The 13,196-nt window shown below is 38.8% G+C and carries 13 protein-coding genes; 1 reads left to right on the top strand and 12 read right to left on the bottom strand.

The genetic code is table 11. The features are described 5' to 3' along the window. Positions 1-19: 19 nt before the first annotated feature. Positions 20-1,291, bottom strand: a complete 1,272-nt coding sequence (locus I6F48_RS16775; protein ID WP_024591683.1) for an MATE family efflux transporter — start codon at positions 1,289-1,291, stop codon at positions 20-22. A gap of 42 nt (positions 1,292-1,333) precedes the next feature. Between I6F48_RS16775 and I6F48_RS16770 the strand changes: the two genes are divergently transcribed. Then, positions 1,334-2,371: a polysaccharide deacetylase family protein gene (locus I6F48_RS16770; protein WP_165729074.1), complete on the top strand. Its 1,038-nt coding sequence runs from the start codon at positions 1,334-1,336 to the stop codon at positions 2,369-2,371. Here the strand turns inward: I6F48_RS16770 and I6F48_RS16765 are convergent. From I6F48_RS16765 to I6F48_RS16715, 11 genes are all read right to left on the bottom strand, one after another. After that, complete coding sequence (locus tag I6F48_RS16765; protein WP_165740891.1) at positions 2,361-3,392, bottom strand: protein-glutamate methylesterase/protein-glutamine glutaminase; 1,032 nt, start codon at positions 3,390-3,392, stop codon at positions 2,361-2,363. The genes I6F48_RS16770 and I6F48_RS16765 overlap by 11 nt on opposite strands. A gap of 8 nt (positions 3,393-3,400) precedes the next feature. After that, positions 3,401-4,018: a chemoreceptor glutamine deamidase CheD gene (cheD, locus tag I6F48_RS16760; RefSeq protein WP_007584962.1), complete on the bottom strand. Its 618-nt coding sequence runs from the start codon at positions 4,016-4,018 to the stop codon at positions 3,401-3,403. Then, on the bottom strand, positions 4,002-4,832 hold the full coding sequence (locus I6F48_RS16755) for a CheR family methyltransferase (RefSeq protein WP_197119883.1): 831 nt from the start codon (positions 4,830-4,832) through the stop codon (positions 4,002-4,004). Before I6F48_RS16755 ends, cheD begins: the two co-directional genes overlap by 17 nt. A 79-nt stretch (positions 4,833-4,911) precedes the next feature. Continuing rightward, positions 4,912-7,218, bottom strand: coding sequence for a methyl-accepting chemotaxis protein (locus I6F48_RS16750; protein ID WP_197119882.1), 2,307 nt, complete (start codon positions 7,216-7,218; stop codon positions 4,912-4,914). Positions 7,219-7,263: 45 nt separating this feature from the next. Beyond that, on the bottom strand, positions 7,264-7,749 hold the full coding sequence (locus I6F48_RS16745; protein ID WP_007584959.1) for a chemotaxis protein CheW: 486 nt from the start codon (positions 7,747-7,749) through the stop codon (positions 7,264-7,266). Continuing rightward, a complete protein-coding gene (locus I6F48_RS16740) occupies positions 7,746-9,836 on the bottom strand; it encodes a chemotaxis protein CheA (RefSeq protein ID WP_007584958.1) in 2,091 nt (696 codons plus the stop codon). The genes I6F48_RS16745 and I6F48_RS16740 overlap by 4 nt, the downstream gene beginning before the upstream one ends. A 10-nt stretch (positions 9,837-9,846) precedes the next feature. Next, a complete protein-coding gene (locus I6F48_RS16735; protein ID WP_007584956.1) occupies positions 9,847-10,209 on the bottom strand; it encodes a response regulator in 363 nt (120 codons plus the stop codon). Between the two features lie 8 nt (positions 10,210-10,217). Next, entirely contained in the window at positions 10,218-10,490 is a 273-nt protein-coding gene (locus I6F48_RS16730; RefSeq protein WP_002959595.1) for an STAS domain-containing protein, read from the bottom strand. A 152-nt stretch (positions 10,491-10,642) separates the two neighbouring features. Then, entirely contained in the window at positions 10,643-11,260 is a 618-nt protein-coding gene (locus I6F48_RS16725) for an SCO family protein (protein WP_197119881.1), read from the bottom strand. Further along, entirely contained in the window at positions 11,257-12,186 is a 930-nt protein-coding gene (gene cyoE, locus I6F48_RS16720; protein ID WP_024594295.1) for a heme o synthase, read from the bottom strand. The genes I6F48_RS16725 and cyoE overlap by 4 nt, the downstream gene beginning before the upstream one ends. A 12-nt stretch (positions 12,187-12,198) precedes the next feature. Beyond that, positions 12,199-13,188 (bottom strand): COX15/CtaA family protein, encoded by a 990-nt coding sequence (locus I6F48_RS16715; RefSeq protein ID WP_197119880.1) that lies wholly within the window; start codon positions 13,186-13,188, stop codon positions 12,199-12,201. Positions 13,189-13,196: the final 8 nt, after the last annotated feature.

Below are 13,196 nucleotides of genomic sequence, written 5' to 3'. Positions count from 1 at the left end.
TAAGCAGATTAGTATTAGTTTAATCCAGTAGCTGATTATTTATTTTTAAGTGGTGATATTTAATTATTAATGTAACCCCGCGCATTAACATAAAACAGCTCATAGCCAGCCATAACCCGTTATTTTGCAAGTCTATAAACACCCAAAACACACCAAAAAAGCCAACTCCAGCTGAAAGTATCATACTGTTACGCATGTTCTTTGCTCGCGTAAGCCCTACAAAAACACCATCAAACAAAAAGCAACTCATGGCCAAAATAGGCAACACTATTAGCCATGGTAAATAATGTGTTGCCTCTTGAATAACCTCTGGCACATTGGTTAAAAGCTTGATTATACCGCTGCCGAATAATGCAAAAAAAGCGCTATATAAGACGCCAAAAAGCATGCCCCAAAATACACTTATTTTAACCCAAAGCTCTATATTTTTAACGCTTCCTTGGCCTTTAGCTTGCCCTACTTTTGCCTCAGACGCGTAAGCAACGCCATCAAGAGCAAAACTCACCAACATTAGAAAGTTAAGTAAAACAGCATTAGCAGCTAATGTGGTTTCGCCTATACGCGCTGCGTAAAACGTCATAAAACTAAAGCATAATTGCAGTATTAAAGAGCGAATAAATATATCTCTATTCAAACTCAATAATTCAGCCATTTTGCTAATACTCAACCAATTCGGTACATTTAGATCAATGTCTTGTTTTTTAGCTAGTTTAACCACTAAAAACAGTGCAAATACTAAAGCCGTATAATCAGCAATAAGTGAAGCCCACGCAGCGCCTGCAACTGCCCAATCTAAATAAACAACAAAATAAATATCGAGTACTATATTAACGATATTAGTGACGAGTAATAAATAAAATGGGCCTCGACCATAATGCACACCAAGCATCCAACCCAGTAACACTAAATTACACAATGCTGCTGGAGCACTAAAAATACGAATGCTAAAATACTGATACGCTTGGATAAGTACATCGCTATTGGCGGCGGAGAGGTAAGCAATAGCGTGCTTTATTAATGGGGATAACACAATTAATAGCACAGCCACTGCGCTTGCAAGCAATAAGCTTCGTTTAAGTAGAGCGGCAAGTTGGGTTAAATCGTTTTTTCCATATGCTTGTGCCACGAGCCCCGTGGTGCTCATTCTTAAAAAACCAGCCAGCCAAAATAAAATAGATATAACTGCAGAGCCAAGGGCAATACCCGCTAAGTAATGAGCGCTTCCTAAGTGCCCAATTACAGCGGTATCAACAATTCCTAACAACGGCACTGTGATATTTGATAGTATCATCGGACCCGCTAACAACAGCAAGCTTTTATGGTGTGCCTTATTATGTATAAGAAATTGTTTCATTTAGTATTATTTATCCTCATTAGTGTATCTGTGCGGGCTCAAGCAGCCGTTATTTTACAGTATCATCATGTTAGTGAAACCCTACCCGCTGTAACGAGCGTTAGCGCCAATACATTCACTAAACATTTGAGCTATTTAAAAGAGCACAACTTTAACGTTATTCCTCTTAATGAGTTAATAAGCGCACTTCAGCAAGGTGAAACCTTACCTGATAAAACTGTCGCCATCACCTTTGATGATGGTTATAACAATAACTATGAACAAGCCGCGCCTATTTTAGAAAAGTTTGGCTACCCGTACACTATCTTTGTAAATCCTAAATTAATAGACGAGAGCATGAGCTACGTAATGGGGTGGGATAAGCTCAAAGAATTATCTAAAAAAGGGGCATTAATAGCCAATCATAGCGGACAACATGATTACTTACACCTTAAGCTTGAAAACGAAACCGATGCACAATGGCAATCACGTATTAAGCAAGATATTATTAGCTCTCAAAAGCGTATAAAAGAAGAAATAGGCCACGACTATAAATACTTAGCATACCCGTATGGTGAGTTTAATAACGAGCTGCAAGCACTTGTGACAGAGCTTGGTTTTGTGGGTATTGGTCAGCACTCCGGCGCTGTAAATAAAGACTCTAATTTTAGCCGCTTACCGCGTTTTCCTGCATCAGGCTTTTACAGCAAACTAGAAACTCTTATTACTAAGCTTAACTCACGCGCATTTAATATCACCAATTTAACTTATCAAGATAGCGTTACACAACAAAATCCACCCACGCTCACAATTGAATTTAAAATGGGTGACTTTCATAAAAGCCAATTTGCCTGTTACGTATCAAGCGTAGGCCAAGCAGATTTAAAATGGGTAAATAAAAATACAGTCGAAATAACCTCACCAAAGGTGCTTAATAAAGGGCGATCTCGTTTTAATTGTACGGCCCCTTCTATTTCTAGCCCTGGTGATTATTTTTGGTTTTCGCAGCCTTGGGTAATTGAAGCGCCTAAACCTTAACTGCCTGATGTAATAGTCGCTGGGTTATTTTATCCAGCGCAACTATCTCGTCCGTTGCATTTAACTCAGCGGCAGCCTTAGGCATACCCCATACCACCGATGAGTACTCATCTTGAGCCAAGGTATACGCACCGTTTTGTTTTAGTGCAAGTAATCCTTTTGCGCCATCACTCCCCATCCCTGTTAGTATGGCTGCAACTACGTTTTTAGCTCCTGTCTCAACTAATGAGTTAAACAGCACATCTACCGCAGGTTTATGTCTGTTAACCGGCTCGCCATCATCAAGCTGGCAATACAAGCTAACACCTCGCTTTTTAATACTTAAATGAAAACCACCTGGTGCTATATAAGCCCAGCCAGTGCTAAGCTTATCGCCATGTTCAGCCTCTTTCACATTTATCGTGCATGTACGATTCATTCGCTCAGCAAATGAGGCGCTAAACACAGGAGGAATATGCTGAGTAATTACAATGGGCGGGCAATTTTGTGGCATTTTAATAAGTACTTCTTTGATAGCCTCAGTACCACCCGTTGAAGCACCTATCGCAATTACTTTATTAAGTAAAAATTGAGAATGGGTATTAATAGGCTCATTTGTGACGACCGTTTTTTTATAGCTTCTTACTCTTGCTCCAGCAGCTATTCGCACCTTTTGTTGAACAAGTGATGCATATTGGCTCAATTGCTCTCTTACGTTATTAGTAGGCTTAGCTATAAAATCAACAGCCCCTAATTCGAGTGCCTCGAGTGTAATAGGAGAGCCTTTTTGGGTCAGTGTTGAAATCATCACTACTGGCATTGGTCTTAATCGCATTAAGTTTTTTAAAAAACTAATGCCATCCATTTTTGGCATTTCTACGTCGAGCGTTAATACATCAGGATTTAACTTTTTTATCATTTCGCGAGCTTCGTAGGGATCCTCAGCGCTCCCCACTACCGTAATATCTTTAGCTTGCTGTAATATTTCAGTGAGTAAACGCCTAATTAAGGGGGAGTCGTCAATTATTAATACTTTAATCATGCATACTCCTAAAACAGCTCTATATCAGTTACTACTTCTTGCTTTTTAAGGTTTTGTAAGTAACGGACTTCGCGTTTTTCAATCGTATTATTATGTAGGTTTTTAAGTTTTTTCATATGAACTTTACCGGTGTTCGGATGAAAAAATATTTTTCGTGGCCATGGTCCACCCATATCGTGGGCAACTAGATTTAATGCCTCTTCTTTAATATACGCCGCTGCAAAACTAATATTACCCAGCCCTATATCAGTCATCGCACTAATAATTTTACCCCCACCAAAAAGTTTTACTTTTAGGTTACGGCGAGATGCACCATTTTTTAAAACTTCGTTTATAAGATACTCCATAGCCCAATTGCCATACCGACAACTTAAACTATGCGCATTCTTAAGTTCTACTCCCTTTTGAATTGGTAACATAAAGTGATTCATGCCCCCAATCCCTAGTACTTCATCGTAAACACAAGCCGCAATACACGAACCCAGAACTGTAGAGATCAGCTCATTATTTTTAGAAACATAAAACTCACCCGGAAGCACTTTAGCAACAACGCTACCTCGGCCCGAGTCCCAATATCGTTTAATATGTTCAAAGTTAGGTAATACCGGCCTAAACTCTGCGTGCATTTTGTCCCTTTTGGTACATAGTTTTCCCTAAATTTTTAAATTGCGTATGCTCTTTTCCCATACTTTCTGAGTGACCTAAAAACAAATAACCTTGTTCATTTAATATATTGGCGTAACGCTTAAAAAGCTGATCTTTTGTTTCTTTATCAAAGTAAATAACAACATTACGACATAAAATAAGATCAAATGATCCTTTCATTGGCCAATCTTGCAATAAGTTTAAACGCTTGAATGAAATAGACTCTTTTAGCCTATCTTTAACTTTATAGTTTTCACCGTCTTTACTTTTTAAAAACCAACGCTTAAGTTGCACGTCATCTAAGCCGTTAACATTCGCTGCGGTGTAAATACCCTTTTGTGCTTTTGCCAATACATTAGAATCTAAATCGGTTGCTAGTATTTTTACATCCCAATTGCTCGGAAATACATTATTTAAAGTCATCGCCAAACTGTAGGGCTCTTCTCCTGTTGAGCAACCTGCAGACCAGATTCTTACTCGCTTACTATTTTTATTTGCCTTTAAGAGAGCAGGTACAAGCTCAGATTCTATAAATTCAAAGTGGTGTATTTCACGAAAAAAAGACGTTAAGTTAGTTGTTATTGCATTAATAAAGGCATCAAACTCCTGATCTTTATGGCTATTTAAATACTCTAAATAGGCTTTAAAGTCAGTTAGTTTTCGCTCTCTAATACGTCTTGCTAAGCGTGAATAAACCATCTCTCGCTTATGCTCACCTAATACAATTCCACATGCGCTATAAACTAAACTGGCAATTTCTTTAAAGTCGCGGTCGGTACACAAAAACTCTTTCATTGTTCGCTCTCAATTTAGCCTGCCAAATAATACCTCGCTGTGATTATGTATTCAGCGAGGTATATAAGAAGATTGGTTGTTAAAATTCTTCCCATTCATCAGCAGAGTCTACAAAGTTATCGCCTTTGGGTTTATTACTTACAAAACTGCTTTGCGACTTATGAGATAATTTAGGTGTGCGCATAGTCGGCGAAATCATCGCCATCTCTTGCTGACCTATTGAGAAAAAGTTGAGTAGTTGGCGCATCTCATTAGCTTGCTCAGCCATAGACTCGCCAGCGGCAGAGGCTTGCTCTACTAAGGCGGCATTTTGTTGCGTCATTTCGTCCATCTGTGAGATGGCGGTATTAACTTGTTCAATACCCGCACTTTGTTCCTCAGATGCCTCTGTAATATCAGAAATCATTTGCGTCACTCTTTGTACCGATACAACAATCTCTTTAAGTGTAGCGCCCGACTCATTAACTAATTGAGAGCCATCAGCTACTTTGCCTACACTATCTCTTATTAACTCTTTAATTTCTTTCGCTGCGCCTGCAGAGCGCTGTGCTAAATTACGAACTTCACCTGCAACAACCGCAAAGCCTCGACCTTGTTCACCAGCCCTTGCAGCCTCTACTGCAGCATTAAGCGCTAATAAGTTAGTTTGAAATGCTATTTCGTCAATGACACCAATAATATCTGCAATTTTCTTGCTCGACTCATTAATTGCCGACATGCTCGTAACTGCTCTATTTACAACCTCACCACCTTGAATCGCCTTTTCGCATGTTTCTTCTGCTAAATCGTTTGCCACTTTTGCGTTATCAGCATTTTGGCGAACGGTGCTAGTCATCTCTTCCATGCTCGACGCTGTTTCTTCAAGTGACGAGGCTTGCTCTTCTGTACGTTGGCTTAAATCAGCATTACCTTGAGAGATTTCCTCTGCACCACTGGCTACAAGCGTTGCCGATGAATTAATGCGATTAATCACTTCCGTTAACTTATCTGCCGTAGCATTAGCATCGCGTTTGAGTTTATCAAATGAGCCTTTATATTCTTTTTCAACTCGTTTTGATAAATCACCATTTGCCATCGCATCGAGCATACTGCCCGTGTCAGCAACTGCATCATCAACTATTTTAACTAAGCTATTTAGCCCTTGAGCCAAACGTAAAAAGAATCCTTCCTTGCCTTCTTCCGCGACTCTTGTATCTAATTCGCCATTACCTGCAGCGCTAATAAGTTCGGCTATTTCTTTTTCAAGCGCAACCTCATTGGTCCTATCTTCCCACTCAACAATGGTGCCTAAATGCTTTCCATCTTGGCTAATCCAAGGTGAAGCAATCAAGGTGAAAGTGACACCCGCTAAAAGTAATTCGGCTTTATGAGGCTTATCGAGATTTTTTAATAAATCGCGCTGATGATTAGGGTGCTTATGAAAATCATCAACACAGGTGCCAATTAAATTATCAACAGAAAAGCTTGGTAATACAGTTTGTAATTCTTTTTCGCGGACTTTTAGCATTTGCTGAACACGATCGTTCACAAATACTATATTAAGGTCTTCATCAGCAATCATTACGTTCGCTTGGCAAACTTTAAGCGCATTTGCTAAATCGGCTGCTTTGCGAGATGCTTTTTCAAGCTCTTTTTGTTCAGTAATATCAGATGCGTATTTAATCACTTTAAACGGCTTGCCGTTCATATCATAAATTGGGTTATAAGATGCTTGAATCCAAACCTCCTGACCCTGCTTCCCTATTCTTAAATATTCCCCTGAATCAAATTCACCACGACCTAGTTTGGCCCAAAATTCTTTATATTCGATACTATTTGCATGTTCGGGTTCAATAAAAAGCCTATGGTGCTGACCTTTAATCTCGCTAAGTTGATAACCAAGTGCATTTAAAAAGTTATCATTGGCATCAATAATAGTGCCATCTAAATTAAACTCGATAACCGCTTGAGATTTACTTATAGCACTAATTTGCCCTGAGGCTTCTGCTGCTATTAACTTTTGCTCGGTCACGTCGGTGGCAAATTTAACTACTTTTAATACTTGCCCTTGCTCATCAACAATTGGGTTATAAGTTGCTTGGATCCATACCTCAGCTCCACCTTTTGCATTACGCTTAAACTCATCTGAGATAAACTCGCCATTACGCAGGCGTTGCCAAAAGTTCTTATAATCGTTGCCCTGAGCTTCATCTGGGTCAACAAACATAGAGTGATGCTGGCCTTGAACCTCTTCAAGGCGATAGCCCATCGCGTTTAGAAAATTCATATTTGCAGTAATTATTTTTCCGTTAGGTTCAAACTCAATCACCGCTAATGATTTATTCAATGCGTCTACAATTAAATCATTACTTGATTTTGACTGCTTTGGATTACTAAACCATCCCATGCTCATCACCACCTTTAAGTTTATTATTCATTTAGTTTCTATTTGCTAAATATTCATTGTTTTTTGCAGGTCAATTAGCGCTACCATTTTTTCACCAACATTCACCAACCCAGCTACATATTCACAATTATTCGACTCAGATAAACTAGGAACAGCTTTCGCATCTTGCTCCGCAATACTGTAAACATCAGAAACGGCATCAACAGCAACACCTATAATTTTACTACCTAGTTCAAATTCTATTTTGACAACGATAACCACCGTTAATGGCCCATAGTCGACACTTGGTAATCCAAAGCGCAACCGTAAATCAATAATTGGCACTATTGTTCCACGTAAATTAATAACGCCTTTTACAAATTCAGGCGCATTGGGCAGTACTGTAATTTCTTCCCAACTGCGAATTTCTTGTACTGTTAAAATATCAACGCCGTATTCTTCATCAGCCATAATAAAAGTTAAAAACTGTTTTACACCTTGCTGTTGCTGAAGATTTAATTGATTACTTAACTGGCTTTGCTCTGAGCTCATAACGCCTCCAAAGTGGCTTGCGTTTCAATCGTTAATTCTTGGCTACCTGGTTTTTTTAAACCTGAGAGCTTTATTAAGCCGCTAATGTCCACAATCAGCGATACACGCCCATCGCCTAAAATAGTGGCTCCCGATACGCCATCAACTTTATGATAGTTAGCCTCTAAACTTTTAATAACAACCTGTTGTTGAGACAGTAAATCATCAACTAATAAACCCACCTTTTGGTTATCTGTTTCTACAACAACAAGCAGCGTTTTATCGAGTGATTCAATGGCATTTTTATGATTAAAAATATCGTAGAGCCTTAAAATAGGAATGTATTCGTCCCGAAGCCTCAATACATCAAGGTTTTTACCCACTCGACTCACTTTAGCAATATCAATTTGCAGAGATTCCACAATAGAAATGAGCGGGATAATATAAGTATGCTGAGCCACCTTAACTAATTGCCCATCTAAAATAGCGAGAGTAAGTGGTAATCTAATAGTAAACGTAGAACCAACACCGGGCGCTGAGGTTACCTCTACTGAGCCATTTAATGATTGAATATTTCGCTTAACTACATCCATCCCAACTCCACGACCAGATAAGTCACTTACCTCATCCACTGTCGAAAAGCCGGGCATAAAAATAAGCTCATTTATTTCATCGTCACTGAGATGGTTATCAGCTGAGATTAATTCGTTAGCGATGGCTTTTTCTTTTATTTTTTTTGTATTTAACCCCTGCCCATCATCCATTATTTCAATAACAATGTTTCCACCCTGATGAAACGCATTTAAGGTTACTGTGCCAACGGGATCTTTACCTGCCGCCAGTCTTTGCTCAACAGTCTCTAATCCATGATCAAGTGAGTTCCTCACTAAATGCACCATAGGATCGGATATTTTTTCCATTACTGTTTTATCAAGCTCGGTTTGCTCTCCAATCAACTTTAGCTCAACTTGCTTATTTAGTTTTTGCGCTATATCTCGCACTAATCGAGGAAAACGACTAAATACAAAGTTTATTGGCAGCATACGAATGCGCATCACATTTTCTTGTAAATCACGCGTATTATGGGCAAGTTGCGCTAGACCTTCTTGTAGTAAAGTGATTGTGGCTGGTGTGATTTCTTGTTCGCTAAGCTGATTGAGCATCGCTTGTGTAATAACAAGTTCACCTACCATATTTATTAACGAATCAACTTTATCAATACCAACTCGAATGGAGGTAGATTCTGGTGTACTTGCAGGTTTTTTATCTTTATTAGCAGCGGGTTGCTTTGGCTTACTAGGTAGCTCAGCTACTTTTATTAAATCGGATGTTTCAAGCTCAACAGCTTTAGATATCTCACCTTGATTAGGTTGTATTTGCTCATCATTGCCAAATAAGCCTCCGCATAATTCAATTTTTATGTCGGCATCGTCTTCTACCCATTCAAATACTTCTTTTATGGCTTTTTCATCATGGCTAGTATCTAAAAAAAAGCGCCAATGTAAAAAGCATTCATCACTACTTAAATCGGTGATTTCTGGAACTTCATCGTAAAATACTGTGGTTTCTAACTCACCTAGCTCTTCAAGCTCACTGATCATATACAGTGGCTCGTTTCCTGTTTTAAATAAATGATGATGGGGTTTAAAGTCTATTTGATAGGTGTTACTACTTGTTTGCTCTTCACAGCTTTGAGGTTTATTCTCTTGTGTTTCGTTTTTCATTCCAAGTACATGTTCAAATTGTACTTTTAACAAATCTGCCTCAGTTAAATCTGGCTCTTGCTCACCTTGAAGTGCAGCAAGTAAAGCGCGCAAGCAATCCACAGCTTTGAGTAATAAATTGACATGCTCGGTACTAAGCTCTCGTTCACCTTGGCGAATTTGATCCAGTAGTGTTTCAAGTACATGAGTAAAGTCAGCAACGGAGCTAAAGCCAAAAGTGCCACTGCCTCCTTTTATTGAGTGAGCAGCTCTAAAAATAGTGTTGATAGTTTCTAAATCTTCCTCACCTGGCACTAAGTTTAATAGCTCAGCCTCCATGGTATCTAGGCCTTCAAAACTCTCTTCAAAGAAAACTTCAAAAAATTGACTTAAATCTATACTCACACTGCGCTCCTTAGCGAATAACTTTTTTAATTACCGCTAGTAGCTGATCGGGATTAAATGGTTTTACAATCCAACCTGTTGCACCAGCAGCTTTACCCTCTATCTTTTTTTCTAAGCCCGACTCTGTAGTAAGCATCAGTAGTGGTGTAAATTTATAACTCGGTAAAGTACGCAGCTCTCGTATTAATGTAATTCCATCCATTATTGGCATGTTTACATCTGAGATCACGGCATCAAAGTCTTGTTGCTTGGCAATAGCGAGAGCTTCACTGCCATCCTTAGCTTCGGTTACATCAAACCCGGCAGTTTTTAATGTAAAGCTCACCATTTGACGCATCGATGCTGAATCATCAACCGCTAAAATTCTTTTCATATATACCCCTAACTTTTACTTTCGGTTGTTAAGTATTGGCTTAAGCCAAGTTTATTAATTGTATGCGTTAAGGCCTCGCTACTGCCTACCCATATTATTTTGTGCTGTATAGTAAGTAGGTGTTTTTGTAAGGCGCATAAAAGTTGAATTGAGGCAGTATCAGCAGAAATCACATCGTTAATATCAAGACAGATATCATCGTTGCTATTGAGTTCGTGTAGTAAGTCTTGATGTAGTGTTTCAACTTGCGTAATAGCAAGTTCGCTCGGAAGTTTTAGCATTTAGTAAGTGCATTCCCTGTCAATTCAATTCATAACAAAAGCTTAGCCCTAGTTATTAAAATTGCCATAAAATGCTTAATTAAATTTAACCTGTCGTTAAAATACAAAAAAAGGAGCCTAAAGCTCCTTTAAAATTGGTAAAAAGTAAAAAACTAGTTTTTATAGTAATCAGCTATTTTTTTAAACTCTTGCGTTAAAGTCGTCGCATTAATTAATGGCACACTACCTTGTTTAAATTCTGGTTTAAAAATAGCTCTAACGGCTCCATTTTGATCAACCATAGCGACCGAGGCACTATGATCAACAGCATATTCTGATTCACTACTATCGCTAATGGCGTAAATTAAACCAAGCTCTCGAACAACAGGAAAAAGGTGTTTATGTTCCCCTGATACAGCTAAAAAGTCTGGGTTAAAGTAATTTATATATTGCTTTCGTTTAGCTGGTGTATCGCGTTTTGGATCAACCGATAAAAACCAAATTTGCAGCGGATAATCTGCTTGTAAGTTTTTATAAACAGCATTTAACTTAGCAAGTGTTAATGGACAAATATCTGGACAGCTTGTATAGCCTAAAAATACTAAATTCCACTGTCCTACAAATTGTTGCTTAGTCACTAATTCACCGCGCTGATCGTTTAGCGTAAAATCAGACAGTGGCTTTGCATTTTCGTAAACTAATGCATCGACATCTGGCGGACTATTTTCGTTTGAACATGCCGATAAAAACAAAACTAAAACAACGATTAATCCAAGCCATAACTGCTTCATAAAGGGAGCCATTTATCTATAAATAAGATTACGAAGAGTACCATTAAATGAATAATCGAAAAACGAAATAAGTCCATTGCAGTCTCATCATTTCCAGCAATTTTTAATTTGACGGCTTTATATATAAACACTGCATTTAATACACATGCACCTATCAAATAGATTAATCCAGACATACCAATTAAATAAGGCAATACGCAAACTACAGCGAGTAAAACAGAGTAAGCAACGACGCACGTTTTACAAAAGTCGATTCCATGGGTTACTGGTAACATAGGGATTTTAGCGCGTTCGTAATCACTTTTTCGTGCTATAGCCAGCGCCCAAAAGTGTGGCGGAGTCCAGGTAAATATTATCATTACAAGTAACCAAGGGGCTGCTGCCATTTGGTTTGTTTCTGACACCCAACCTAATAATGGAGGCATTGCGCCAGCCAACCCACCTATAACAATATTTTGCGGTGTAGCACGCTTTAAAAATGATGTATAAACAAATGCATAACCTACCAATGCAAATAACGTTAATATAGCGGTTAAGGTATTAGCCCACACCATTAGCATAATAAAACCAGCAACCCCAATAACAGCTGCAAAACTAAGCGCATGTGTTTTACTTAAACGCCCTTTAGCCACAGGGCGATGACGAGTCCGTGCCATTTTTGAGTCTATCTCGCTATCAACTACATGATTAATAACCGCTGCAGCAGCAGAAAGTAGCCCTATACCTAACAAGCTAATAAACTGTACGACCATACCGCGCCCTACATCGGGAGCCAGCGCTAAACCAACCCAAGCTGTTAGCACCAACATAGCTACCACTTTAAATTTACTAATTGCTAAGTAGTCTTGCAGCAAACTATGAGTACGCGAAATTAGCGATTGAGTATTAACGGGTAGCAGTATTTTTTTATCTATTATAAGTGCCATCATATTTCCCCTTTATGTGCGTGATTTTAGGTAATAACACAACCTAACTATGCTTAATAACAGTATGGCTGCCATCAAGTTATGCGCCAGTGCAACTCCCAACGGGATATGCCAATGTACTAAAATAAGCCCTAAGCTAATTTGGCAAAGCAAAACAAGTAATACACTCACAACGCAATTTTTAATTTTTTTAGAGTGCGCTTGGCTGTATATTTTCCACATAATTAACGCCAGAACAATGCAAGTAACGAGTGCCCAAATGCGATGTAATAAATGAATAGACATACGCGCTTGCTGCGATAACACACCAAACTCATAATTACTGTGCTCAAGTGGTAATTGAAATACGCTACTCAATGAAAACGGTTGTGCGTAATTACACAATGGCAAACCACTACAATGTGGAGCGGCGTAATTTGCAGCCAGCCAACCACCAAGTGCAATTTGGATAATTAATACACTGAGCGCTACTAAACTTAAACCGAAATAGCGTTTTGCGCCGCTATCGCCACCCATAATAGGTTTTGCGGTTAGCCGTAAATATAAAAGCGTTATAAGTGACAAAATACTAAAGCCACCTAATAAGTGGCCCATTACAATAAGCGGCTGAAGGTTCATGGTTACTGTCCACATACCAAGAGCAGCCTGAAACACCACTAGTAGAAGTAAAGCCAAAGGCAATTTAACTGGCGTAGTTGGATATTGGCGTTTTAAAAAAGCCAACACAAATAAACCTAAAATAAGTAAGCCTAAAGCACCTGCAAAGTAGCGATGAATCATTTCTTTCCACGCTTTTGCGGTTTCGAACATCATATCGGGGTAGCTTTGAGTTGCTAAGGCTATGTCAGCCTCATGCTTAGGTACCGTTAAAAAACCATAACAACCAGGCCAATCGGGGCACCCTAAACCTGCATCACTTAAGCGGGTGTACGCACCTAAAGCAACTACAATCAAAGCGAGTAATCCTGTTATTAATACTAAGTTTTTATAATTTTTATACATCAGATACT

Source organism: Pseudoalteromonas sp. SWYJ118 (assembly GCF_015864505.1).
Classification (GTDB): Bacteria; Pseudomonadota; Gammaproteobacteria; order Enterobacterales; family Alteromonadaceae; genus Pseudoalteromonas; species Pseudoalteromonas arctica.
This window is presented reverse-complemented; position numbering and strand designations above follow the sequence as displayed.

Bases quoted from the DNA above. Each gene is read 5' to 3' on its own strand.
- I6F48_RS16775 (WP_024591683.1), bottom strand. From the start codon at position 1,291: ATGATACTATCAAATATCACAGTGCCGTTGTTAGGAATTGTTGATACC.
- I6F48_RS16770 (WP_165729074.1), top strand. From the start codon at position 1,334: ATGTATAAGAAATTGTTTCATTTAGTATTATTTATCCTCATTAGTGTA.
- I6F48_RS16765 (WP_165740891.1), bottom strand. From the start codon at position 3,392: ATGATTAAAGTATTAATAATTGACGACTCCCCCTTAATTAGGCGTTTA.
- cheD (WP_007584962.1), bottom strand. From the start codon at position 4,018: ATGCACGCAGAGTTTAGGCCGGTATTACCTAACTTTGAACATATTAAA.
- I6F48_RS16755 (WP_197119883.1), bottom strand. From the start codon at position 4,832: ATGAAAGAGTTTTTGTGTACCGACCGCGACTTTAAAGAAATTGCCAGT.
- I6F48_RS16750 (WP_197119882.1), bottom strand. From the start codon at position 7,218: ATGGGATGGTTTAGTAATCCAAAGCAGTCAAAATCAAGTAATGATTTA.
- I6F48_RS16745 (WP_007584959.1), bottom strand. From the start codon at position 7,749: ATGAGCTCAGAGCAAAGCCAGTTAAGTAATCAATTAAATCTTCAGCAA.
- I6F48_RS16735 (WP_007584956.1), bottom strand. From the start codon at position 10,209: ATGAAAAGAATTTTAGCGGTTGATGATTCAGCATCGATGCGTCAAATG.
- I6F48_RS16730 (WP_002959595.1), bottom strand. From the start codon at position 10,490: ATGCTAAAACTTCCGAGCGAACTTGCTATTACGCAAGTTGAAACACTA.
- I6F48_RS16725 (WP_197119881.1), bottom strand. From the start codon at position 11,260: ATGAAGCAGTTATGGCTTGGATTAATCGTTGTTTTAGTTTTGTTTTTA.
- cyoE (WP_024594295.1), bottom strand. From the start codon at position 12,186: ATGGCACTTATAATAGATAAAAAAATACTGCTACCCGTTAATACTCAA.
- I6F48_RS16715 (WP_197119880.1), bottom strand. From the start codon at position 13,188: ATGTATAAAAATTATAAAAACTTAGTATTAATAACAGGATTACTCGCT.